General features: G+C 49.7%; 20 protein-coding genes. 11 read left to right on the forward strand and 9 right to left on the reverse strand.

The window, feature by feature from the left end; genetic code table 11:
• Nucleotides 1-8: 8 nt before the first annotated feature.
• The 4 genes from B3850_RS10990 to B3850_RS11005 are packed head-to-tail and all read right to left on the reverse strand — an operon-like array spanning nucleotide 9 to nucleotide 3,416.
• Nucleotides 9-1,280 (reverse strand): type IV pilus secretin PilQ, encoded by a 1,272-nt coding sequence (locus tag B3850_RS10990; RefSeq protein ID WP_286874679.1) that lies wholly within the window; start codon nucleotides 1,278-1,280, stop codon nucleotides 9-11.
• Nucleotides 1,277-2,101 carry a hypothetical protein gene (locus B3850_RS10995; RefSeq protein ID WP_286874681.1) on the reverse strand — a complete coding sequence of 275 codons (825 nt, stop codon included), beginning with the start codon at nucleotides 2,099-2,101 and terminating at the stop codon, nucleotides 1,277-1,279. The genes B3850_RS10990 and B3850_RS10995 overlap by 4 nt, the downstream gene beginning before the upstream one ends.
• Complete coding sequence (locus tag B3850_RS11000) at nucleotides 2,098-2,616, reverse strand: hypothetical protein (protein ID WP_053953397.1); 519 nt, start codon at nucleotides 2,614-2,616, stop codon at nucleotides 2,098-2,100. The genes B3850_RS10995 and B3850_RS11000 overlap by 4 nt, the downstream gene beginning before the upstream one ends.
• Complete coding sequence (locus B3850_RS11005) at nucleotides 2,604-3,416, reverse strand: hypothetical protein (protein ID WP_273268314.1); 813 nt, start codon at nucleotides 3,414-3,416, stop codon at nucleotides 2,604-2,606. Before B3850_RS11005 ends, B3850_RS11000 begins: the two co-directional genes overlap by 13 nt.
• A 154-nt stretch (nucleotides 3,417-3,570) precedes the next feature.
• Here B3850_RS11005 and B3850_RS11010 point away from each other — a divergent pair, with 154 nt between their 5' ends.
• Nucleotides 3,571-6,021 (forward strand): penicillin-binding protein 1A, encoded by a 2,451-nt coding sequence (locus B3850_RS11010; protein WP_286911744.1) that lies wholly within the window; start codon nucleotides 3,571-3,573, stop codon nucleotides 6,019-6,021.
• Between the two features lie 22 nt (nucleotides 6,022-6,043).
• Here the strand turns inward: B3850_RS11010 and B3850_RS11015 are convergent, their stop codons facing one another.
• Complete coding sequence (locus B3850_RS11015) at nucleotides 6,044-8,485, reverse strand: bifunctional aspartate kinase/homoserine dehydrogenase II (RefSeq protein ID WP_286911745.1); 2,442 nt, start codon at nucleotides 8,483-8,485, stop codon at nucleotides 6,044-6,046.
• A gap of 187 nt (nucleotides 8,486-8,672) precedes the next feature.
• Between B3850_RS11015 and metJ the strand changes: the two genes are divergently transcribed.
• A complete protein-coding gene (gene metJ, locus B3850_RS11020) occupies nucleotides 8,673-8,996 on the forward strand; it encodes a met regulon transcriptional regulator MetJ (protein ID WP_053953393.1) in 324 nt (107 codons plus the stop codon).
• Here metJ and B3850_RS11025 read toward each other — a convergent pair.
• Nucleotides 8,993-10,237, reverse strand: a complete 1,245-nt coding sequence (locus B3850_RS11025) for a malic enzyme-like NAD(P)-binding protein (protein ID WP_053953392.1) — start codon at nucleotides 10,235-10,237, stop codon at nucleotides 8,993-8,995. The genes metJ and B3850_RS11025 overlap by 4 nt on opposite strands.
• 242 nt (nucleotides 10,238-10,479) lie before the next feature.
• Complete coding sequence (rpmE, locus tag B3850_RS11030; protein ID WP_053953391.1) at nucleotides 10,480-10,692, reverse strand: 50S ribosomal protein L31; 213 nt, start codon at nucleotides 10,690-10,692, stop codon at nucleotides 10,480-10,482.
• 167 nt (nucleotides 10,693-10,859) lie between these two features.
• Between rpmE and priA the strand changes: the two genes are divergently transcribed.
• The 5 genes from priA to hslU all read left to right on the forward strand — a co-directional run bounded on the left by priA (nucleotide 10,860) and on the right by hslU (nucleotide 17,500).
• Nucleotides 10,860-13,070, forward strand: a complete 2,211-nt coding sequence (gene priA / locus B3850_RS11035) for a primosomal protein N' (protein WP_286911746.1) — start codon at nucleotides 10,860-10,862, stop codon at nucleotides 13,068-13,070.
• Nucleotides 13,071-13,177: 107 nt separating this feature from the next.
• Nucleotides 13,178-14,920 (forward strand): arginine--tRNA ligase, encoded by a 1,743-nt coding sequence (gene argS / locus B3850_RS11040; RefSeq protein ID WP_286872544.1) that lies wholly within the window; start codon nucleotides 13,178-13,180, stop codon nucleotides 14,918-14,920.
• A 6-nt stretch (nucleotides 14,921-14,926) separates the two neighbouring features.
• A complete protein-coding gene (locus B3850_RS11045) occupies nucleotides 14,927-15,496 on the forward strand; it encodes an SPOR domain-containing protein (protein ID WP_286872541.1) in 570 nt (189 codons plus the stop codon).
• 92 nt (nucleotides 15,497-15,588) lie between these two features.
• A complete protein-coding gene (hslV, locus tag B3850_RS11050; protein ID WP_058578528.1) occupies nucleotides 15,589-16,146 on the forward strand; it encodes an ATP-dependent protease subunit HslV in 558 nt (185 codons plus the stop codon).
• A 1-nt stretch (nucleotide 16,147) separates the two neighbouring features.
• The gene (hslU, locus tag B3850_RS11055; protein WP_273269731.1) at nucleotides 16,148-17,500 is read left to right on the forward strand and encodes an ATP-dependent protease ATPase subunit HslU; all 1,353 of its coding nucleotides are present in this window, start codon (nucleotides 16,148-16,150) and stop codon (nucleotides 17,498-17,500) included.
• Between the two features lie 13 nt (nucleotides 17,501-17,513).
• Here hslU and B3850_RS11060 read toward each other — a convergent pair whose 3' ends face one another.
• Nucleotides 17,514-19,583, reverse strand: a complete 2,070-nt coding sequence (locus B3850_RS11060; protein WP_286911747.1) for a putative bifunctional diguanylate cyclase/phosphodiesterase — start codon at nucleotides 19,581-19,583, stop codon at nucleotides 17,514-17,516.
• Between the two features lie 160 nt (nucleotides 19,584-19,743).
• Here B3850_RS11060 and rraA point away from each other — a divergent pair, with 160 nt between their 5' ends.
• Both rraA and B3850_RS11070 read left to right on the forward strand, forming a co-directional pair.
• Nucleotides 19,744-20,229: a ribonuclease E activity regulator RraA gene (gene rraA, locus B3850_RS11065; RefSeq protein ID WP_053953384.1), complete on the forward strand. Its 486-nt coding sequence runs from the start codon at nucleotides 19,744-19,746 to the stop codon at nucleotides 20,227-20,229.
• Nucleotides 20,229-21,275 carry a formimidoylglutamase gene (locus tag B3850_RS11070; RefSeq protein ID WP_286911748.1) on the forward strand — a complete coding sequence of 349 codons (1,047 nt, stop codon included), beginning with the start codon at nucleotides 20,229-20,231 and terminating at the stop codon, nucleotides 21,273-21,275. The genes rraA and B3850_RS11070 overlap by 1 nt, the downstream gene beginning before the upstream one ends.
• Here the strand turns inward: B3850_RS11070 and hutI are convergent.
• Entirely contained in the window at nucleotides 21,226-22,452 is a 1,227-nt protein-coding gene (gene hutI, locus B3850_RS11075; protein ID WP_286911749.1) for an imidazolonepropionase, read from the reverse strand. The two genes, B3850_RS11070 and hutI, sit on opposite strands and share 50 nt — an antisense overlap.
• Nucleotides 22,453-22,566: 114 nt before the next feature.
• Here hutI and hutC point away from each other — a divergent pair, with 114 nt between their 5' ends.
• Together hutC and hutU are read left to right on the forward strand one after the other, a co-directional pair.
• Nucleotides 22,567-23,268, forward strand: coding sequence for a histidine utilization repressor (gene hutC, locus B3850_RS11080; RefSeq protein WP_053953381.1), 702 nt, complete (start codon nucleotides 22,567-22,569; stop codon nucleotides 23,266-23,268).
• A 3-nt stretch (nucleotides 23,269-23,271) separates the two neighbouring features.
• Nucleotides 23,272-24,948: a urocanate hydratase gene (hutU, locus tag B3850_RS11085; protein WP_286911750.1), complete on the forward strand. Its 1,677-nt coding sequence runs from the start codon at nucleotides 23,272-23,274 to the stop codon at nucleotides 24,946-24,948.
• The last annotated feature ends 7 nt before the right edge of the window (nucleotides 24,949-24,955 follow it).

The following is a 24,955-nucleotide window of genomic DNA, read 5'->3' on the forward strand; positions in this document are numbered from 1 at the left end:
TAGCCGTGTTAGTTTTGCTGCAGAATCGTTGGTGTGACGAATATCATCAACTCACGTTTCTCTTTGCGTTGCTGCTCATGTGAGAACAGACTACCTAACACTGGAACAGACCCTAAGATGGGGACGCGACTGTCATCATTCAAGCTGTGTTCCTGAAATATTCCGCCAAGTACGATGGTTTCCCCATTGCGAGCCAGCACCCGAGTGGACATTTCCTGGGTATCTATGGCGACAGCGGGGCCGGTGGGCGTTGCGACGGTGTCGCCTCGCGTATTTTGGGTAATGGTTAAGTCCATCAGTACATGATTGTTGGGTGTGATCAATGGCGTCACGCTAAGGCCCATAACTGCTTTTTTAAACTGCACCGCGGTGGCACCGTGCGCTGCGGTTTCAACATAGGGAATCTCCGTGCCTTGTTCAATGTAGGCTGCTTGCTGGTTCGAGGTAAATATTTTCGGGCTGGTAATAATTTCGGCTTTATTTTCCTGCTCTAGTGCGGTGAGCTCTAAGTCGAGCAGAATGTCGTCGCTAAGCCGGGCTAAGTTGGCTGAAAAGGTGCCTGCCGGGTTGGTGACAGGTAAGTCGACGTGCATACCTTTAATAAAACCGGCTCCTTCTTCCGGCACCGACAACCCATAGTTAGAAGCACCCCAGCGTACGCCCAGAGCTTTACTCACGTTGGCTTTAACGGTAACCATGCGCGCTTCAATGAGCACCTGTTGCACCGGAATATCTAGTTTTTCAATGACGCGACGAACCGACTCGATTTGCTCGGGCGTGTCGCGAATAATCAACGTATTGGTGCGTTCGTCGACGCTAACGGCACCGCCTTCCGACAAGAAGCTTTGCTGGTCGTTCTTCAGTAACGCGGCTAAGTCTGCGGCCTTGGCAAAGTTGATGCGCAAAAGAGTAGAGGTACGCTCGTCGTTGTCTTCTTGCTCCTGAGGCTCGGTGGTTACCCACAACAAATCGCCCTGCCGCTTTAAATGCAGGCCGTGTGTACTGACGACGCTTTCAAAGGCATTTCTCCAGGTGACACCGTTCAGTTTTAAGGTCGACTCTCCGCTTATGTCGTTACCAATAAGAATATTCAGCTCATGCTGGTCGGCCAGCAGTTGCAGTAACTGTCGAAGCGGCAGGCCGTCCGTAGACAGCGAAACAGGCTCATTTAGCTGCTGCTCAGACAAAAGAAACGTCCAGTCTAAGCGACTCGCGCTCACAGAAGATGTGTGGAATAGAAATAAAGAGGCCAGTAGGCAGGTTGTTATAAAATGCTTCATGAAGCGTCACTTTCCTTGTTGATGCGCAGTTGTTCAGAGTGTTTATGCCAGCAGTCTCCGGACTGTTGCCAGTGAGAAAGGATTAAGCTGTCTGAATGAATTGTGTCGAGTTGGGTGTGTTGTCCTAACCAGTCGCCCTCTAAAGCCGTTACCCACTTCTGGTTTTGGCTTTTAAAAATGGCTTTTCGGTTGGGAGCGGTTTGTATGGCGGTTAACCTTGCATCAGACATTTGAGGCACAACAAAATGAGGCTGTGTGCCGCTAAATGGTTTGTCATAACAGGACAAGGTCGGCACATTAATGGGCTTAAAATGGTTAGCGTATATGGGCTTCTCTAATTGGCTGATGCTGTGCTCGGTTTGCCACCGAAATTGCCACTGGAGTACGCCGTAAACACCACTGTTGATAGCGCCCAGCGATTCCCAACGCAGGCTTTCTGTCTCCGGAAAATGTGAATATTGTTTGTATTGAGAACGAACAACTTCAGCGAGGAACCGCGTTGCTTGTTGGGGTTCGGCTTCAATGGTGACCAGCCAGGTGCTGTCTGCAGAGCCAGAGCGTTGGTAGTGAAGGTTAATGGGGTAGCGTTGGACAATATCAGATAACAGCTCATCCACTGGCGCTGACGGACTCAGCTTAGCAGGCTCTCCGGCAAGCGTCGGAATGGGGCTGGCTAACTGCTCTGCGTTATCTGAAATAAGCTCACGTAACCGGTGCGACTGATGTGCGGTAAAAAAATAGGCCGACACAGCGCAAAGAATGCAAATAGCAACAAATAAGATTGACCAGAAGCCGATAGCTTTTGTGACCGAGCTTTTCATGACGATGACCTTTCTAGTACAAACAGCACGCGCTTTTCAGGCAGAAGTTGCTGATGCAGGGAGCTGGCAACTTCCGGGTTTTTCCAGTGCGCGTTCAACCAGTTTTTTAACGCCTCGGTTTGGGCGATACGGTCGTATAATGAGGTCACTTCCAGTCGGCTGTTGCTCAGCTTAATGCTGGCTTCGCCGGACTCGATAGGCAGTTTCTCTAGAAGCCCGGCAAATGCATTCAGTTCATCACTGACACTTTGTTGCCTGCGCAAAAAGGCGTCTCTTTTAACCTGTGCTTGTCGCTGCTTTTCATAAATGTGTTGTTTGTGCTTGCGGCTTTCTAACTGTTGAGACTGCTGCAGAGCTATTTTATTGGCGTTATCTATAATGGGCTGATAACTGACAATAAACTGCGCCGTTAAGGCAATAGCGCCCAGACACAAGCTAACACCAATAAAACTCAGCGCCGGATGCTTAAAAACATGATAGCGGTTGTCTTTGGAAACCAGGTTTAACGATGCCATTGACTGAACCCTCTGAGAGCTAAGCCGACAAGGGCTATTTCGTTGTCTAAGGCGGACACAGTGGGCGCGGGCTCGTCAGCAAACAGCGGTGCGGTAGATAAAGCAATGTGCTTGCTGAAAGACTGGCTCTCACACGTTGTGCGCAATGCGGATTGCGCGACTTTATCGCCAAAGCTGAATAGCCAGTAGTCGTCCATATCAGAGACCTGTTGCAATAACTCCGCAGTGGCCAGTTTCTCGAACCGCTGAAAGCGCCCGCTTTCGCAATAAATGAGTGTCGACACCTTTTGGCGCAACTCGGCAATAATCCATTTCATGTTCGAGGAAAAGCGAGCACCTTCCGGCCATAAATACGGAATGAGAGTATTGGTGGCACGAATTATCGAATGGTAAATAGGCTCAATGACTTTGACCGGAATGTTAAGAGGCGCCAAGTCCGATATTAACTGTTGCAGTGCACGCTCCGAACTTATCGCTGCCTCGATTTGACCGCTGTCATGCTGAATAAAGTCGTAAGAAAAACCGGCTTCGTTGTCCATAGTTGAGGGCAGCTGCTGTAAAATACTTTCCTCAACACTGACGGTAGAAGATTCGTTAGACAGCTGCTGGTAATGCACGGCTTGATAGTCTAACGCTGATATTAAGCCACAGCGTTTGAACCGCTGGGTGGTTAATTGGGCGGTCAGTTCGTGGGCAAAGTTCTGAACGGTAAAGCGTCCGTGGCTTCTGTTCAGCTGCAAAATTTTACAATTTTCTTGCTGAATACAGACCGCGATGGGTGTTTGCTCAAGCAGCGACATGAAACAATATCCTTATTGTGTAAAAGCCAGATGCAATCGTAGTGTTCTGAACAAAAATCCGCCATAATATGCGGGTAGGAATTGAACGGTAGGTAGTGTCGGAAAATGCTTATTTTGCCGACAGTTACATTTTAAGTGGTTATGGAGCAGGTCATTGAAGTGGTTTAAAAGGCTACTCTACACAATGTTAATTTGTGTGGTTCTTGGTGGTGCAACAGTTGGTGGACTTTATTTATACGTCAAACCCGAACTGCCTAGTGTCGAAACGCTGCGCGACGTTCGTTGGCAGACCCCAATGCAGGTGTTTACCGCCGACGGGCACCTAGTCTCACAATTTGGTGAGAAGCGCCGTATTCCTATTAAGCTCGAAGATGTACCTCAGCCACTTATTGATGCCTTCCTGGCGACCGAAGACAGTCGTTTTTACGAACACTTTGGTGTTGACCCTATTGGTGTTATGCGGGCGTTTAGCGTACTCATAACAACCGGCGAAGTGCAGCAAGGGGCCAGTACCATTACTATGCAGCTGGCGCGCAACTTCTTTTTGACGTTTGAGCGCGCGCTCATGCGTAAAATTAAAGAGTCCTTTATTGCTGTGCATATTGAACAGCAACTGAGTAAAGACGAAATTCTGGAGCTTTACTTAAATAAAATTACCTTCGGTCATCGAGCTCACGGTATTGGTGCAGCAGCCCAGGTTTATTACGGTAAAGAGCTGCATGAGTTAACGCTGGCACAAATGGCGACGCTGGCAGGTTTGCCGAAAGCGCCTTCTAACTTAAATCCTATTTCTCATCCGCAGGCGTCAAAAGAGCGCCGCAGAGTTGTACTGCTGCGTATGCTGGATGAAAACAAAATTACTCGCACGCAATTTGATGAAGCGGCCAATGCGCCGGTGACAGCGCGTCGACATGGTGCCGAAGTTACCGTGAGTGCACCTTACCTGGCTGAAATGGTGCGTCAGGAAATGGTCGACCGTTACGGTGAAGAAGAGGCTTATACCGGCGGTTACAACGTTTACACAACGGTAAAAAGTGATGTTCAGTTAGCCGCCCGTCAAGCCGTGTGGGATAACCTGCATAGCTACGACGAACGTCACGGTTATCGCGGACCTATCAGTATTCTCTGGTCTGAAGAAGAAGGCCAGGAAGCGTTACCTCAAGAAGAAATAGAGCAGTATTTAGAGCAGCTGAAACGCATTGGCGATGTAACACCTGCTGTTGTTACTGGCGTTGAGGAGCAGACGGCAACTGTGATGGTCAAAGGCGCTGGTGCTGTTACTTTGCCCTGGGAGTCGATGCACTGGGCGCGCGAATACCTCAATGAAGAGCGTCAGGGCGAGCCACCAGAAACCGCATCCGATATTATGCAGCCGGGACACGTTATTTGGTTGCGCACCGTTAACGAGCAATGGCGTTTAGCGCAAATACCCGAGCCGAGTTCAGCAATTGCGTCGCTAAGACCAGACGATGGCGCCGCGGCTGCCGTCGTTGGTGGGTATAGTTTCACTCTGAGTCAATACAACCGGGCGCTGCAGGCCGAGCGTCAGGTGGGGTCGAACATAAAGCCATTGATTTATTCAGCGGCGTTTGAAGAAGGATTGACGTTAGCAACTTTGGTCAATGACGCACCCATCAACCAATGGAACCCGGGGTCAGGCATTGCGTGGCGTCCAAAGAACTCGCCCGAGGTCTATGAAGGGCCTATTCGCTTGAGAAAAGGCCTGGCGAAGTCTAAAAACGTGGTATCTGTGCGCTTAATTCGCGAGGTTGGTGTTGAGAAAGTTGCCGACCACATTGCTAAGTTTGGTTTAAAAAGAGATACCATTCCTGAAAATGAATCGCTGTCACTGGGCTCGTTATCGATGACCCCAATGGAAGTGGCACGGGCCTATGCGGTATTTGCGAATGGCGGCTTTTTAGTCGAACCGTACTTTATCGACCGAATTGAAGATATGGATGGCAATACGGTTTATAAGGCTGATCCGGTGCGGGCTTGTTACGACTGCGAAAAGCCAGCTCCTCAAGTTATTAGCGAACAGAACGCGTTTTTGGTTGAGCAGGCAATGAACTCTGCCGTTTGGGGTGGTGGCAGCTGGCCAAATGGCACCGGCTGGAATGGTACGTCCTGGCGTATTCAGCGTTCGAAGCCTATTACTCAGGAAGTGGGTCGTAACATTGCCGGTAAAACCGGTACCACCAATGACGTGCGGGACACTTGGTTCTCGGGTTTCACTTCAGGCTTAGTGACGACCACCTGGGTTGGTTTTGATGACGTTTCAAGAAAGCTGGGGCGCACCAGTAAGCACCCTGACGTGGACTCGAGCCAACAAGCGATAACAGGCGGTGAAGCCGGCGCAAAAACAGCTTTACCGGGCTGGATACTCTTTATGGAAAAAGCGATTCCTGAATACCCGGCGCGAGAATTTAGTATTCCGCCGGGCGTGGTGAATGTTCGTATCGATTTAGAAACCGGCAAACTGTCGCGCAAAAACGACTATACCTCACGGTTCGAGTACTTTATTAAAGGTACAGAGCCTACGGAGTACGTTCGCGGCGACAGTAACAACGACGATATATTCGAGGATGAAGGCGGGTTGTTTTAACGCCCGCCTATTGAACCGAAAATTAATGACCGACAGACAGCTTCCCAAGTAGCTGGTTAAGGTCTGACTGCACCCCGCCGGCTGTGACGTGCTTGCCGGCTCCCGGGCCGCTAATTACTAATGGCATTTCCGAATACCAGTCTGTATAAATCACGAAGATATTCTCGCCTGGAATAAGGTTCGCCAGCATATCGCCCTCAGGTATGTATTCAATACCAATGCTTGCAGTGACTTTATTGTCCTGGCTCACCGAAAAGCTGGCCAGTAAGCGCGGTACTTTTGCGTCTTTCGCCGCTTCTTCCAGCATTTGGTTCATGGGTTCATCCATATCCGTTACTTTATCCATAAACTCAGCAGCAGATATATCCCGCAAATGCTCTGGCACCAGCGACTGAACCTGTATGTCCTGCCAGTCGAGTTTTAAGCCAATTTCGCGCGCAAGAATAAGCAGTTTTCGGACTAAGTCCTGACAGGAGAGATCCTCGCGTGGATCCGGCTCGGTGTAACCTCGGGTCTTGGCTTCTTTGACTAAGTCACTAAAGTTGACGCCTTTGGTGAAGTTTTCGAACAACCAGGACATTGTGCCGGAGAATATGCCCGAAATACTGCGAATTTCATCGCCTGAGTTACGCAGGTCGTTAATGGCATAGTTAAGCGGAAGCCCGGCGCCAACCGTGGTGTTGTATAGCCACTCGCGTTTGTACTCGTGTTGAATGGTGCGTATTTCGCGGTACAAAGCCTCGTCGGCCGAGCCTGCGCGCTTGTTGGCGCTAATAATGTGCATGCCGTTGGCAAACAAGCTTGGGTACAGTTGCGCTATCTGTTTGGCATCGGTTAAATCAATAACGACAAGTTCGTCATAAGGCGCGTTAGGTAGCTCTCTTAGCAGTTCGGTTAACACATAAGGGCGTGCCAAACGGTCAAAGTCGCTGGCCCACTCACCTAAGTCGACCCCGTTGTAATCCAGCCAAAGCTGGCGTGAGTTAGCAATGCCAATAACCCGTACGTCCATGACTTGGTTAATGCGGTCACGCTGTTGACGGAACAACTCGAGCCAGGCACTGCCAATATTGCCGCGACCAATCACTAAAACACCCAAACTGCGGCGATAGTTAAAGAGCTGGCTGTGCAGGCGGTTAAGCAGTCGGCTGTCGAGTGATTGCTCTAAAATAGCAACGGCAGAATCACCTTTTTCACTGAGTACGAAGCGACGTACTTTTTGCTCAGACAGTTGCAGTTTGAAGGTCGAAAACTGATCGGTTTCCTGAATGCGATTGCCCACAATGGCCAACATTGAGTAGCCGCGAATTTGTGTAATGGCATCGTTGGCATCGACCTTGTCGAGCCACTCGTTAAGGTAGTCGGCATGGTTTTGGTGAAAGACTAAATATTGAGTGTGATTTTCCGGCTCTACCCAGCTGACTAGTGGCGTTAAGTCCAGCTCGTCGAGCTTTTTAACAAGCGCTTTGTCGTGCAGCTGTACTTTAAACAGCAACACTTCAGAAAGCGACGTGAATACTTTGCCGCGAGGCTCTGTGTCGTGGAACTGACCAATGCGGGTTTTCTGGTTTTCCACTTTCAAACTGGAACGAACGGAAATGACCATGCGGTTACGGTCGACCGGCTGAAAGGTTCTGGGGTGCAGAACCGGGCTGCCCAGACGAGCCAATTCTTCGGCTTCGGTCCAGTCGAGCGTTGGTAGACTGACAACTCGTTCGACTTTGCGCGGATCGGCGGAATAAACACCGGCAACGTCTTTCCAAATCGTGACTTGTTTTACGTCGAGCAAACTGCCGACCAAGGTAGCGGAGTAGTCACTGCCGTTACGACCCAATGTCAGGCTTTCGCCATTTAAACCGCGTGCGATAAAGCCAGTGACAATAAAACGGGTGCCTGAGTGCGGCGCGACACGTTTGAGCAAATTCTCGCGTGATTTTTCGACCTGAATAACGGGTTCAGGGGCATCGGCGGCTAATAAAAAGTCACGGGCATCGATGTAGTCGGCACGTGTACCTTGCTTTTGCAGTAAAGCCGCCAGTAAGCGGGCAGACCAGAGCTCACCGTAAGATAAAAGCTCTGCGTTGTGCGTTATTATTTCTTCGCCGGCCAGCCATTGACGCCAACGGGCAAAGTCCTTGCGTGACTGCTCAAGCAAACGTTCAGCCAAATCACCGCTTAATAACTCTGTAATAAGCCCCTGCTGAAACTGCTCGAGTTGGTCAAGTAAAATAGATGCCGTGTCGCCTGGATTGTCTTTGGCGTTAATAATGGCAAGTATGCGGTTGGTGGTGTCGCCAGCCGCCGAAACCACAACGAGATCACTGGCGCCGGCGTATTCTGTTACAATACGCGCAACGCGGCGGTAACAGAATGCGTCTGCTAAGCTGCTGCCGCCAAATTTATGTACTTGCACGCTGTCAGCCACGTTTTGTTTTTCTGCGTCAGTGATCGGTACGTCTGTCATCCCTTTTTCCTTAATAACTCTGCGTCTACTGTGGCTTTGGAAAGCGCTGTTTCCCTAAGGCTAAAATATTGTGACGCAAATGTCAGCAATTTTTAGCCATCTAGACGGATAAAAATTGACGGGGCGGCTCAGTTGGGTACAATTCAATATAACTTATGTGGTTTTGTTATAACGCAGGGCAAAAATAATGAAGTGGAACGGTGAATACATCTACCCATACGCTGAACATGGTCGTAAGAGCCAACAGGTAAAAAAAGTGACGGTGTCTATTCCGACCCGCGTACTGAAAGTTCTTACGGATGAGCGAACTCGCCGTCAGGTTAACAATTTGCGCCATGCTACCAACAGCGAACTACTGTGTGAGGCTTTTTTACACGCTTTTACGGGGCAGCCGTTACCCACAGACGATGACTTGAAAAAAACGAACCCTGAGAAAATACCAAAAGCGGTGCGAGATGAGCTGGAAAAACGTGGTTTGCCCATCCCCACCGACGACGAATTGGACGATTAATCCATCATATAATTGTCCGGCATATCGATTTTGGCGACGCCGGACTTCACTGCGGCCTCCGCAACTGCGCGGGCGACACGCTGACATAAACGTGGGTCAATTGGCTTAGGAATAATGTAGTCTCTGCCGAAGGTTAGCGATTTCTCACCTGCGCCTTTCAGTACCGACTCGGGCACTTCTTCTTTGGCGAGTTGGCGAATGGCTTCTACCGCCGCTACTTTCATTTCGTCATTAATAGCGGTAGCCCGTACGTCTAACGCCCCACGGAACATAAACGGAAAGCAAAGTACGTTATTAACCTGATTTGGATAGTCAGAGCGACCTGTCCCCATAATAAGGTCATCTCGCGCAGCCATTGCTACTTCAGGTTTAATTTCCGGGTCAGGGTTAGAGCAGGCAAATATAACCGGGTTGGGTGCCATGAGTTTTAACTCTTCCGGGCTTAATAAATCGGGGCCCGACACGCCAACGAAAATATCTGCACCGTCAATAACGTCTTTTAATGTGCGCTTGTCGGTGTTGTTTGCAAACAGTTGCTTGTACTCATTTAAGTCGTCGCGGCGTGTATGAATAACGCCTTTTGAGTCGAGCATATAAATGTGCTCGCGCTGAGCGCCGCATTTAATCAGCAACTCCATACAAGCAATAGCGGCAGCGCCGGCACCTAAACAAACAATGCGTGAGTCAGCCAGTTTTTTACCCTGAATTTCCAGTGCGTTGAGCATACCGGCAGCGGTAACAATGGCGGTACCGTGCTGATCATCGTGAAAAACCGGGACATTACAGCGTTCAATTAGCGCTTGTTCAATTTCGAAGCACTCGGGCGCTTTAATATCTTCTAAGTTAATACCACCGAAGGTATCGGCAATGTTAGCGACCGTATTGATAAAGTCCTGTGTGGTGCGGTGACTCACCTCAATATCTATTGAGTCCAGCCCGGCGAAGCGCTTGAACAACAGCGCTTTACCTTCCATAACCGGCTTAGAGGCTAACGGACCTAAGTTACCTAAACCAAGAATAGCGGTGCCGTTGGAAATAACCGCGACCATATTGCCTTTTGCGGTGTAACGATAGGCATTGTCCGGGTCTTGTGCTATTTCTCGCACGGGCTCGGCAACACCTGGGCTGTATGCCAATGCTAAGTCTTTACTGGTTTCAGCGGGGGTGGTGAGCTCAACCGATATTTTTCCGGGGGTTGGGTATTCGTGGTAGTCCAGTGCCTGTTGGCGAAAGTCAGTCATGAGGTGCGTTGCCCAATTTGCGTTACTGAGAATAATGACAGTCTATCGCTTCTCAGTGAAGAAACAAATCATACCTCCCGTAAGTTAGCTGGCAGTAAACTTTTAGGGTGGTTAAAAGTACACCGGTTAACTTTTCTTTAACAATAGGCTTTTCAGCGGTGCGGGAAACAAAAAAGGCGCTGTTTAGCGCCTTTTCTAATAAATCTACTCTAAAGTAGCGTTTTCTATAGCTTTTCTTAGGCTTATTTCTTGCCCAGAGCGCCAAAACGCTTCTTAAATTTGTCGACACGACCACCAGTGTCCATTACACGTTGCTTACCAGTGTAGAATGGGTGGCACTCTGAACATACGTCAACCAGCAAGTCTTCGGTGCGGGTAGAACGAGTTTCAAATTTATTGCCGCAAGAGCAAGTTACGTTAATTGCTTCGTACTTAGGATGAATACCTTGTTTCATGGGGTTACCTCAGTTATGGGCCGCATCGCCATTCGATCCAAAGCCGAACACCATGCGCAAAAAAACATCAATGATTTAAGAGCCGCGCATTTTAAGCGATCAACGGCTTGTGATCAAGCAGAATCTATTGCCTTGTATTATCGGTGTCCGCGTTTCAAAATAGAGCCATGACGCAAGCCAATACCAGTGGTGAGCGGCGCTATAAAATTGCGTTGCCACTGCCTCTTAGACAAACTTATGACTACCTGTGCAACAGCCCTGAGCCATTGCCGCAGGGCGTAAGAGTGCGCGTACCTTTCGGGCAACGTCAGCTGGTTGGCTATGTTGTCAGTGAAGCAAATGATCCTGCGCCTGAATTTGAGCTGAAATACATAAAAAACGTGCTCGACTCTAAGCGGTTATGGCCAGACGATGTTTGGCAGCTCGTTAACTGGGCGGCCGATTACTACCATCACTCGTTGGGTGATGCGGCGGCAAACAGTTTGCCGGTGCTGTTGCGAAAAGGCGATGCACCCGAGTATTTAACCGAAACCTTTTACGCGTTAACCGACTTGGGGCTGGCGCAATCCATTAACGATTTGAAAGGGGCAACACGACAGCAGCAGGTGTTGGCCGCTCTGAAGCACCAACCGCTGCGGCGCAGTGACTTAAGTGATATTGGCGTAAGCTCGGCGGTGCTCAGAACGTTGCAGGACAAAGGTTGGATAACCGTTCAGGAACGGGCACCGAAGAAGCCGAAAGACTGGCGCAGTCAGCAGACGGTATTGCGTGAGGAAGGTCACTCGCTGAATACCGAGCAGGCTGTGGCGGTATCGACCATTAACCAGCAGCGCAAGCATAGTACGTTGTTGCTGGAGGGGGTTACCGGCAGTGGTAAAACAGAAGTGTATTTACAAGCCATGCAACCGGTGCTGGAACGTGGTGAGCAAGTGTTGGTATTGGTGCCGGAAATTGGCCTGACACCGCAGACCCTGCAGCGCTTTAAAGAGCGCTTCGATGTGCCTGTGGTGATGCTGCACTCTGCCATGAGTGACCGCGAGCGCTTAAATACCTGGCTGGATGCAAAGCATGGCCATGCTGCCATTGTTATTGGCACCCGTTCGGCGGTGTTTACCCCCTGCCAAAAGCTCGGCCTTATTGTTGTGGATGAAGAACATGACTTGTCTTACAAACAGCAGGACGGCTTTCGGTATCATGCGCGGGACTTAGCCACGAAGCGCGCGGCATTGTTGGACATACCACTGGTACTTGGCAGTGCGACAGCCTCTTTAGAAACGTTAAATAACGCGGTGAGTAAACGTTTCCACTGGCTTAAGTTGGGTCAGCGAGCCGGCGGCGCGGAAATGGTCAAGCACGAGCTTATTGACTTGAAACAGCAACCGGTAAAAGCCGGTATTTCAAAAGCGTTGCAGGAGCAAATTCAAACCGAAATTGAGCGCGGCAACCAAGTGTTACTGTTTTTAAACCGCCGTGGCTTTGCGCCTGCACTGATGTGTCATGAGTGCGGCTGGCTGGCGCAATGCCACCGCTGTGACGCCTATTACACCGTGCATAAGACTCACCAGCAACTGCAGTGTCACCATTGTGGTAGCCAGCAGCGGATACCGCGACAATGCGGCTCGTGTGGTTCGCCGCAGCTTATTTCGCATGGGGTTGGCACCGAGCAGCTGGAACACACATTAAAAGACTTGTTCCCGGGGCGTGGTGTGCTGCGTATTGACAGGGACTCTACACGTCGCAAAGGCCAGCTGGACGAATACCTGCAAAAAGCGACTAATAACGAGTACCCGCTGTTGGTTGGTACGCAAATGCTGGCAAAAGGGCACCATTTTCCCAATGTTACTTTGGTCGCTTTGCTGGATGTTGACGGTGCGCTGTACAGTGCGGACTTTCGTGCAGCAGAACGCCTGGGGCAGCTGTATACCCAGGTTGCTGGACGTGCCGGGCGGGAGCATAAAGCGGGTAAAGTGGTATTGCAGACCCATCACCCTGAACATGAGCTTATTCAGGACTTGCTCAATAACGGGTATTCGCACTTTGCGTTAACCGCCCTTGCTGAACGTCAGCAAAGTGAGTTACCGCCATTTTCATATTTGGCACTGTTTCGGGCAGAAGCAACCGACCGCGACGCGGTCATACAGGCAATGACTCAAATTCAGCAGTTAATGCCCGACGTAGAAGGGGCTTTTTTATTAGGCCCAATGCCGGCCCTGATGGAACGTAAAGCCGGTCGTTACCGGTATCAATTGCTGTTACATTGCTCATCAAGGAAGCTGCGGTTTCAGCTTATTGAGCACTTGCTGCCGCAAATTAACGCCTTGCCGTTATTGAAAAAAGTACGTTGGTCGCTGGATATCGACCCACAAGACTTTAGCTGATTAACGCTTAAGCGGTTTTTTTTATCGGGCGTAGCGATTAAACTATACGCTTTGAATTTGAGCGTCTTGAATTTCCTCTTCGATTTTTCATACAGGTAGTCGCATTAATGAAAGAACAACTTGAACAGTTACTGGCCGAAGCGATTGGTCAACTTAAAACACAGGGCACTTTGCCTGATGATCTCCCAGTAAACATTAAGTTGGACCGTCCCCGAGACAAATCGCACGGTGATTTTGCGACGAACCTCGCACTGATGTTGGCGAAGCCTGCTAAGTCAAACCCGCGTCAGTTAGCAGAAGCCATTATTGAGGCAATTCCAGAAAATACGTTGCTGGCAAAAACTGATATTGCCGGGCCGGGTTTTATTAATTTCACTATCTCTCAGGACCAGTTGAAAGATCAGCTGAGCGCTATGTTCAGTAGTGACCGCTTGAACGTCGATGTCGCGGATAACAGCGAAACCATCGTTATTGACTACTCGTCACCAAACCTGGCAAAAGAGATGCACGTAGGCCACTTGCGCTCGGCCATTATTGGCGATGCGGTGTCTCGCGTGAGTGAATTTTTAGGCCATAAAGTCATTCGTCAAAACCATGTGGGCGACTGGGGTACACAGTTCGGTATGCTGTTGGCGTACATGGAAGCGCTGGACAATCAGTCGGCAGAGTACGAACTGAGCAACCTGGAAACTTTCTACAAAGCGGCGAAACAACGCTTTGACGAAAGCGAAGAGTTTGCTGAACGCGCACGTCAATTGGTGGTGAAACTGCAGTCTGGCGACGAGTATTGTTTGAAGCTGTGGAATCAGTTTATTGATGTTTCACTGAGTCATTGTCAGGACGTTTACGACCGTTTAGGTGTTAAGTTAACGCGCGACGACGTGATGGCAGAAAGTGCCTACAACGATAAGCTGCCGGGCGTTATTGAGCACCTGCGTGAAAAAGGACTGTTGAAGGAAGACCAGGGCGCACAGTGTGTTTTCCTAGAAGAATTTAAAGGCAAAGAAGACGAGCCTCTGCCAATTATTGTTCAGAAAAAAGGCGGCGGTTACTTGTACGCAACCACTGATTTAGCAGCTATTGAGTACCGTCAAAAAGTCTTAGGCGGTGACCACCTCATGTACTTTGTCGATGCGCGTCAGTCATTGCACTTTGACCAGATTTTTACACTGGCTCGCAAAGCCGGTTTTGTCGAAGGCGATATTAAACTGGACCATTACGGTTTCGGTACGGTTATGGGCAAAGACGGTAAGCCATACAAGAGTCGAGACGGTGGTGTGACTAAGCTGGCCGACTTGCTGGACGAAGCGGAGCGCCGCGCACTGGAGCTGCTGCAACAAAAAACAACCGACCTAACCGAAGACGAGCAAAAACGTGTTGCTGAAGTGGTTGGCATTAGCTCGGTGAAATACGCCGACTTATCGAAAAACCGCACCAGCGATTACATTTTCGACTGGGATCACATGCTGACATTCGAAGGCAATACGGCCCCGTATTTGTTGTACGCCTTTACCCGTGTGAACAGTATTTTTTACCGTCTGGGTGAGACCGGCTTTGATGAAAGTGCCGACTTCATTTTAGACGACGAGCGTGAACTTGCGCTGGCAAACCAACTGGTTCGTTTCAACGAGGTGTTGGTTCAGGTGCAGAATAAAGCCATGCCGCACTTTTTATGCGGTTATTTGTTTGATTTGGCGGGGCGTTTCTCGAGCTTCTACGAAGCCTGCCCAATTTTGAATCAGGAAGACGAAGCACTGCGCAACAGTCGTTTGAAGCTGGCAAGGTTAACGGCCAATGTCTTGAAACAGGGCTTAGATTTACTGGGTATTCCAACGCTGGAGAAAATGTAGTTGAGTATGGATTACGCGAATCGTAAGCCAAAGCAAAACAAGCGCAAGCCGTCGAAGAAAAAGGGCAGTAGCAAGAAAACGCAACGTGGCGCTAAGCCGGTTCATGACAGACAGCCAGTCCCTTGGGCTATCGTGATTATTGCAGTCGCAATTATTGCTGGCTTTGTCTATTTTCTGGTGTCTATTAGCGGCAAGTCGGAGGAACAGGCCAACCAACCTGAAGTTCAGGCACCGCCGGCGGACCTGCTTCCGGAGAAGTCAGCTGAGCGCTGGCGCTATATTGAAGAGCTGGAAAGCAAAGAAGTGGAAGTTGACGTGCCTGAACGCGAAGCGGGACCACCAAAACTCATGCAGTGTGGCTCATTCCGCCAGCAGTCTGACGCTGAGCGTTTGCGCGCCCAAATTGCGATGGCGGGGTTAGAGTCGCAGGTTCGTGCCACCGAAGGCAGTAACGGCTTGTGGTATCGCGTTATCCTGGGCCCTTATGAAAGCAAACGTGACGCCGAGCGTGATCGCCATAAGTTGCAGCGTAATCAGGTATTTGGTTGCGCTATCTGGAACTGGAACATCGATTAGTCTCAACCCACCATTGAAAAATCCTCAAAGGACCCTCAGATACTGGTCATCGTTGTCAGAAATTGACGCAAAGACAAAAAGAGGGTCCAGATTTGACTACTATCGTATCAGTACGCCGTGGTGACAAAGTTGTCATTGGTGGTGACGGCCAAGTATCTCTTGGCAACACTGTAATGAAAGGCAATGCTCGCAAAGTTCGCCGTCTCTATAATGACCAGGTGTTGGCTGGTTTTGCCGGCGGTACAGCGGACGCTTTTACCTTATTCGAACGTTTTGAAGCTAAACTCGAACAGCACCAGGGCAACCTTATGCGTGCTGCCGTCGAGTTGGCGAAAGACTGGCGCACCGATCGGGCGTTGAGGCGTCTGGAGGCTTTGCTAGCGGTTGCTGACAAAGAGTCCTCATTAATCATTACCGGGAACGGCGACGTCGTTCAGCCGGAAAATGACCTCATTGCTATTGGCTCGGGTGGTCCTTTTGCCCAGTCTGCCGCTCGCGCTTTATTAGAGAATACTGAACTAAACGCCCGCGATATTGTGGAAAAATCACTGACCATAGCGGGTGATATCTGCGTTTACACCAACGGCAATCAAACCATTGAAGAGCAAGAGTCGATTGTCGAAGACAAGATAACTAAGGGGAAAAGTTAAGATGTCGGAGATGACCCCAAGAGAAATCGTTGATGAATTGAACCGCCATATTATTGGTCAGGACAATGCAAAAAAAGCTGTGGCGGTGGCGTTAAGAAATCGCTGGCGCCGCATGCAGCTCGATGATGACCTGCGTCAGGAAGTAACGCCTAAAAACATTTTGATGATTGGCCCAACGGGTGTGGGTAAAACTGAAATTGCCCGCCGCTTAGCGAAGTTGGCAAAGGCGCCTTTTATTAAAGTTGAAGCGACCAAATTCACCGAAGTGGGTTACGTCGGTAAAGAGATTGAGTCCATTATTAAAGACTTAACTGACGTAGCAGTGAAGCAAACGCGCGAGGAAATGATGCAGCGTGTTCGCTACCGTGCAGAAGAAGCGGCAGAAGAGCGTATTTTGGACGTGTTGTTGCCGCCGGCGAAAACAACCTCTCAATCGGGTTGGGCGCAGCAGGAAGAGAAGACTGAGAGCGAAGAGCAACGTGGTACGCGTCAGGTGTTTCGCAAGAAGCTACGCGAAGGCCAGCTGGACGACAAAGAAATTGAAATTGATTTAGCCATGCCGCAAATGGGTGTTGAAATTATGGCGCCACCGGGTATGGAAGAAATGACGTCGCAGCTACAAAACATGTTCCAGAACATGGGCAGCGACAAGACCAAAGCACGCAAAATGCGTATTAAAGATGCATACAAGCAGTTAGTTGAAGAAGAAGCGGCCAAACTTCTGAACCCCGATGACGTTAAAGAAGCGGCTATTGAGTCGGTTGAGCAGAATGGCATTGTCTTCTTAGACGAAATTGACAAAATTTGTAAGCGTGGCGACACCAGTGGTCCGGATGTTTCCCGCGAAGGTGTACAACGTGACTTGTTGCCATTGGTCGAAGGTACCACGGTGAATACTAAGCACGGTATGATTAAGACCGATCATATCCTGTTTATTGCTTCTGGTGCTTTCCAGATGAGCAAGCCGTCGGATTTAATCCCTGAATTACAGGGACGCTTGCCTATTCGCGTTGAACTGGAAGCGCTAACCAGTGGTGACTTTGTTCGCATTCTGACAGAGCCAAGTGCGTCGTTGACGACACAATATCATGCGCTGCTAAACACTGAAGGTGTGGAAGTCACGTTTACAGAAGACGGCATTCAGCGCATTGCTGAAGTGGCTTTCCACGTCAACGAAACCACTGAAAACATTGGCGCGCGTCGCTTACATACGGTGCTGGAGCGCTTAATGGAAGAAATTTCATTCAACGCGACCGATCACAGTGGTGAAAAGCTAACGGTTGACGCGGCCTATGTGGATGAGCATGTCGGCCAGTTGTCACAAGACGAAGACTTAAGCCGCTTCATCTTGTAACCGTAAAGTAGGACTAATAAGCCGCTGCCACATCGCGTGGTAGCGGTTTTTTATTGCCCTGAATTTGGCGCTCGATGAACTGCTCTGCGAACTGCTGGCGCATAGGCGGTGAGTAAAAATAGCCCTGCATCATATCGCAGCCTAGTTTTTGCAGAATGTCTTGCTGTTCTTCGGTTTCAATACCTTCCGCGATAACCCGTTTACCCAAGCCGTGGGCAAGGCGAATCATGGCTTTTAGAATAGTGACATCGTTATTGCTGTGTTGCAGCTCGCTAATAAAACTGCGATCAATTTTAATTTTATTAATAGGCAGTGAACGTAAATACGCCAGCGAAGAATGGCCCGTGCCAAAGTCATCTATCGCGATACCGTAACCCATTTCACGTAACCGCTGAATCACGCTCATGCCGTTATGCAAGTCTGACATGGCAACGTTTTCAGTAATTTCCAGCTCCAGCCATTCTGGCTCAAAACCAAACTCCTGCTGCAGGCGCTCCATTTTCTCTATGAGTTGGAAATGCTGGAATTGGGGCGCCGATAAATTCACGGCAATAGGCCAGCACACTCCAAACAGACGTTTCCAGTGCATAAGAATGTTCGCTGCCTCATTAAGCACCCAATCATCCAGCTCAGCCGACAACCCTAACTGGTCAATGTAGGGCAGGAACTCGACCGGACTCAGTAGGCCTCGCTCTGGGTGTTGCCAGCGAATAAGAGCTTCAAAGCCACAAAGCTGTTGATGATCAAAATCGAACTGCGGCTGTAGGTACAGCTGGAATTCGTTTTCGTTCATTGCTTTACGCAGTACCGGCTCCATATCCACCAGGTGTGAATACATCTCGTCCATGCCGCGTTCGTAAAAAGTCACTTTAGGTTGGTGGGACTCTTTGGACTGCGTGAGTGCGATAGTTGCCTTGTTGATAAGCACTTCTGAGCGCGTTCCATGTTGCGGATACCGTGAAATACCCACTCCGGCTACGATATTGACGGTTTCATCGTTAACTTCAATGGGCTCAGCAATGCGGTTTTGTATTTCGACGGCCAGGTCTTTGATACGGTTGCGGCTTTTCAGGTGGTCAAAAGCAACGGCAAATACGTCACCACTAATGCGGGCAACAGTCAGTGGTTGCTTATAGAAGTTTTGCAGACGTCTGGCGACCTCCTTGAGGACCTGGTCGCCACCGCGAATACCCATGTTTTCATTAACCACTTTAAAACGGCTAATACCGACTAACATGACCGTTAAATGACGGTTATTACTGCGACAGTACTCAATAAACAGCGGAATTTTACTGACTAACTGATCGCGGTTAGACACGCCAGTCAGTGCGTCATGAGTATGCAGATACTCGGCGCGCTGAATAGCGCGAACGGCGGTATTTCGCTCGGACTCTAACAGCCAAATAATGAGCCCAACCATAACGGCGGCAATAATTATAACGGTAACTAACGCCTGGAAGCTAAGTAGCCAGTCCAGTGAGTTACCGGTAATGGTATACAGGCCGTAAAGTACGATGAAGTTCTTTATACCAATGCTGAGAAAGCCCGCAGAAACTAACTTAGGGCCAACGCCTGAGCCCAAACGTCGCCACATGAAAACACCGATAACGAATAACGCCAGGCCAGTAACCAGAAAGTGCATAAAGCCGGAATTCGGGCTACTCGATGTGTAGCTAATGGAGGGCTCTAGCCAGAAGTAAGAGATAATGCCGCCAAACAATGACGCGGCATAAGCAACGTACAGCCAGTATTGCTTCGGTTTGTTATTAAAAACAGCACAGCTGGCGCCGAGACCAATAAAGGTTATAGCCAAATACTGTAGGGTCAGAGCAATACCCTGTAAGCCACTGGACCATCCCAGGGTTGATTCCGGATCGACCATGGCGCTGCCGGCTAATAGTGCCCGAATAAGTTCACTGGGACCAAAAGCGAAACAGGCAAACGACCAGTAACGCAGGTAATCTCGGCGGTAGAAGCTATAGTAATACAGAAGTAGGGCTGCGAAACCCAGTAAAAACAACGCTTGTATTGAATGCGTAAAGGTTTCTATGGCCAGACTGGTGATCAGATCGAGCTGAGGCATTAAGATTTAATCTGCTTTTATTATTCTTATAGTTACCTAGATTAAACGGGTTTTTATTCTATAATTCAAGAGGTTCGTTCACTGCTATTGAATCCTTTAGTAATAAGAGGATAGCAGGTATACTCCTAGCCCTAGCCAACAGCGACTTTAGGATACGCTCATGGAATACAATACTTCAGAACTTTGTGACCTATATCCCGACATGGTGGATGTGGTAGAACCCATGTTTGAATCCTACGGCGGACGACCGTCTTTCGGTGGGCGCTTAGTGATTGTTAAATGTCACGAAGACAAAGGCATTATTGAAGAAACAGTCGCCGAAGACGGTGGGGGTAAAGTGCTCTTAGTCGATGGCGGTGGCTCCTCACGTCGTGCACTTATTGATGCGGCCATTGCTGAGCAAGCCATGGACAACGACTGGGAAGGCATCGTTTGTTACGGCTCGGTCCGCGATGTTGATGCGCTGGAAGAGTTGGATATTGGTATTCTTGGCGTTGCCTCAATTCCGGTTGCTGCAATGAGCGACGGTATTGGCGAATTTAACGTGCCGGTGAATTTCGGTGGCGTTACCTTCCTGCCTGACGATCACCTATACGTTGACACCACAGGCGTTATCTTGTCACCAGAGCCACTTGATATTGAGTAATGAGTGATATTTCTTTTCTGGAACTGACAGACCCGGCGAAATGGGTCAATGTCAGAGAGCATGAAACGAAAATAGGTCAGGCAATACGGGTTCTTTCAGAAGAAGGGACCTACGAAGAGAGTTTAAAAAGTGCCTGGGACGACGGTCAGCGCGTTGCTTTAGTCGGTATTCCGGAGAGCATTGGTGTGCGAGGCAACCTCGGACGCGCCGGCGCAGAAGACGGTTGGCAGGCGTTCTTAAAAAGCTTTCTGAACCTACAAAAAACTGGTTTATTATCCACCCACGAATTGCTGTTAGTTGGTGCCGTAAATTGTGCCGACTTGATGGATAAAGCAGCAGATTTAGATGCGAAAAACCCACACGACTTAGCGGAATTAAGAGCGCTTTGCGCGCAAGTGGATGCGCGAGTCCGGGCTGTTGTAACCCCGCTGTTTGAACAAGGTTTTGAAGTGATTGTTATAGGCGGTGGCCATAATAATGCCTACCCGCTTTTGAAAAGCTTGTCGGAAGTCTCTGAAGAGGCTTGTGGCTCCGTCAACTTAGACCCCCATGCAGACTTTCGTCCAAGAGAAGGCCGTCATTCTGGTAATGGCTTTAGCTATGCTTACATGGAAGGGGCGTTAGAGTATTACCATGTGGTTGGCCTGCACCAGGGTAAAAACTCAGCCGAAAGCTTACGACAGCTGCAACACGCCGGTATGCGTTATCACACCTTACACCGACTGTACGAACGCCCATTTTATGAAGTGATGGATGAAGTGGTTGCCAAAGCAGACTCCTGGCAACGTCCGTTAGGTATTGAAGTGGATGTCGACGCACTAAATGCGGTGCCAGCCAGCGCGGTTAACTATGCAGGGTTGAGTTTGGCGCAGGGTTTTCAGTATGTAAAACGCTTGTCTGAAGTTAATGAAACCCGCTATTTGCACTTAGCAGAAGCGGCGCCGTCGCTGTGCAGCGCCGGTTTTGAAGAAGGCATGAAAATATGTGGCCAGCTGCTTAGCGAGCTGACCACGGCTTATTTACACGGTCGTGAGCGACGCCGCTAAACCACAATGTTTGCAGTGGGTTAACCCCGGTTTGGTAGGTTAGCTCTGCTGCATCCTGACATTTCCATAATGCTAAGTCAGCGTAATTTCCTTCAGCGATAACGCCTCGACTGTTTTCTCCCAGAGCTTTAGCCGCATTGACCGTAACGCCCCGCAAGCATTCCTCGGGGGTTAAATGAAAGAAGGTTGCCGCCATTTGTAGCATCAGCGGTAAATTATGGATGGGCGACGAGCCTGGGTTAGCATCGGTTGCTACCGCCATAGGTACCTTATATTTTCTTAATAACTCAATGGGCGGCTTTTGAGTGTCACGCAGAAAGTAAAAAGCGCCCGGTAGCAATACGGCCACAGTACCGTTCTCGGCCATTGCTTTAACACTGTCCTCGTCTAACTGCTCTAAATGGTCAGCCGACAGCGCTTGATACTCAGCCGCGAGTTTTGCGCCTTGTTGGTTGGTAATTTGCTCGGCGTGCAGCTTCACAGGCAAGCCAAGCGCTTTCGCCTTTTCAAATACCCGACGAGTCTGCTCTATACTGAAACCAATGCTTTCACAAAAGGCATCAACCGCATCGACAAGGCCTTCCTGAGCTAACGTCGGCAGAATGCTGCTGACAATGTCATCAACGTAGCCGTCGGCGTTATCTTTATATTCAGGTGGTACGGCATGCGCAGCAAGTAAGGTGGTTTTCACTTGTACGGGCAGTTTTTCGGACAGCTGACGAGCGACTTTTAACTGTTTTCGCTCGTTTTCCAAATCGAGACCATAACCAGACTTCACTTCCAGCGTAGTGACGCCTTGTGACATGAGCGTTTCTGCACGCTCTAAGGCAAGAGCCAGTAACTCTTCTTCGCTGGCTTCACGAGTGGCTTTGACGGTACTTTTAATACCGCCGCCCTGCTCGGCAATTTCCTGATAACTGATGCCATGCAGACGCTGCGCAAACTCATTGGCGCGAGACCCAGCCCAGACTAAATGCGTGTGGCAATCGATAAGTCCGGGTGTCAGCAACCCGCCGTTACCATCAACAACGTCCGCGGTTGGCGTTGCCGGGGCATCATAAGCAGGCCCCACAAACTCAACTTTACCGTCGTTGATAATAACCACGGCGTCTTGTATGAGCCCATAACCGGCGTCATCAGACATGGTAGCGGCAGTAATATTTTCGATGCGCTGCATAATAATCCTTTCTGATTTGCGATGAAAAAAAGAATAACAAAACAAGCTTGTATATACAATTATTCTCCACTAAACTTTCTCACCACAACTGCCTGTTTAGCGGTGAGGAATGCGGTGAATAAATTTACGAAAATTAAAGAGCACATTTATCACAAAATTGAGTCTGGCGAGTGGCCCGAAAACCACCCTGTTAGCTCGGAGAATGCCCTTTGTACACAGTTCTCTGTGAGTCGAATGACGGCGCGCAGAGCATTACAGGAGCTGGCTGACGAAGGGTTAGTGATACGCACTCAGGGCTCTGGCACTTATGTAGCGCCTATCAAGTCGCAAACGTCATTTATGGCCATTCGCAACATTGCCGACGAAGTACGCTCGCGTGGTCATGACTACCGCGCCAAAGTGCACCTGCTGAAAGAGCAGCCAGCCTCGGCACAAATTGCTGAAGCGTTAGAGTTAGAAGAAGGCGCTCCTGTGTATCACTCGCTGATAACGCACTACGAGAACGATCAGCCCGTGCAGTTAGAAGAGCGCTTCGTTAACCCGACGCTGGTGCCTGACTACCTCAAGCAAGACTACAGCAAAGTGACGCCGCACGAATATCTCTGTGTGGTGAGCCCACTGACCGAAGCCAGTCACCAAATTGAAGCTATTTTACCGGTTCATTCGGTGTGCCAATACTTAAGCATAGACCGTCATGAGCCTTGTTTACGAATTTTTCGCCGCACCTGGAGCTCTGGCGGCGTGGTCACTTTTGCCACGCTGACGCATCCGGGCTCTCGCTTTAAATTAGGCGGCCACCTAACGTTTAAGGAGTAATGTATGTCATTCACCCGTTTGGATAAAAGTCGCAAAATAAGCGCACCTCACGGCACCGAGCTAACCACTTGTAACTGGCAGGTAGAAGCGGCCAAGCGCATGCTCATGAACAACCTGGATGACGAAGTGGCGGAGCATCCGCAAGCTTTGGTTGTTTATGGTGGTATTGGTCGCGCGGCGCGTAGCTGGGAATGCTATGACAAAATTGTAGAGACGTTAGAGCGTCTAAAGCCAAACGAGTCATTATTGATTCAGTCAGGTAAACCAGTGGGCGTATTCCCAACGCATGAAGACGCGCCACGTGTGCTTATTGCAAACTCTAACCTGGTGCCCGAATGGGCGAACTGGGACCACTTTAACGAGCTCGATAAGAAAGGCCTGATGATGTACGGCCAGATGACCGCCGGCTCGTGGATTTACATTGGCTCGCAAGGCATTGTTCAGGGCACTTACGAAACCTTTGGTGCGGTGTCACGTCAGCATTTCGACGGTAACGCAAAAGGTAAGTGGGTACTGACTGGTGGTCTTGGTGGTATGGGCGGCGCTCAACCGCTGGCCGCGACTATGGCGGGCTTTTGTATGCTTGCCGTTGAGTGTGACGAAACCCGCATCGATTTTCGTTTGCGTACCCGTTATGTCGATCACAAAGCCACCAGCCTCGATGAAGCTATGCAGCTGATTAACGATGCTAAAGACAAGGGCGAAGCGATTTCTGTGGGTTTATTGGGCAATGCGGCAGATGTGTATGCAGAGCTTCAAAAACGCGGCGTAACGCCTGATGTTGTGACCGACCAAACGTCAGCGCATGATCCGCTACATGGCTATCTACCTCAGGGTTGGACACTGGATGACTACAAAGCGAAGCAGGAAAGCGACCCCAGCGGTACAGTAGCGGCGGCGAAAGAGTCGATGGCAGTGCAGGTACGCGCTATGCTGCACTTCCAGAAAGAAGGCGCTGCGGTACTGGATTACGGCAATAACATTCGCCAAATGGCCAAAGACGTTGGCGTGGATAATGCCTTTGATTTCCCGGGCTTTGTACCGGCATACATTCGTCCGCTGTTCTGCGAAGGCATAGGCCCATTCCGTTGGGTGGCACTTTCGGGTGACCCGGAAGACATCTACAAAACTGACCAGAAAGTCAAAGAGCTCATTCCTGATAATGAGCACTTGCACAACTGGCTGGATATGGCCAAAGAGCGTATTAGCTTCCAGGGCTTGCCGTCACGCATTTGCTGGATAGGCCTGAAAGATCGTGCCCGCATTGCTCGCGCTTTTAATGACATGGTTAAAAGTGGCGAGTTAAAAGCGCCAATCGTGATTGGTCGTGACCATTTGGATTCCGGTTCAGTTGCCAGCCCTAACCGCGAAACCGAAGCCATGCAGGACGGTTCAGACGCAGTTTCTGACTGGCCGCTGCTGAATGCGTTGCTGAATACAGCTGGCGGCGCGACCTGGGTCAGCCTGCACCATGGTGGTGGTGTTGGTATGGGTTACTCTCAGCACGCGGGTGTGGTGATTGTAGCCGACGGTACAGAGGCTGCCGATAAACGCTTAAGTCGTGTCTTGTGGAACGACCCGGGCACAGGTGTTATGCGTCATGCTGATGCCGGATACGATATTGCGAAAAACTGCGCCCGTGAACAAGGGCTTGATTTACCCATGCTGGAAGAGAAGTAAGGAGGTT

This window comes from Idiomarina sp. UBA4520, from assembly GCF_002388365.1.
In the GTDB taxonomy this organism is placed as follows: Bacteria; Pseudomonadota; Gammaproteobacteria; order Enterobacterales; family Alteromonadaceae; genus Idiomarina; species Idiomarina zobellii.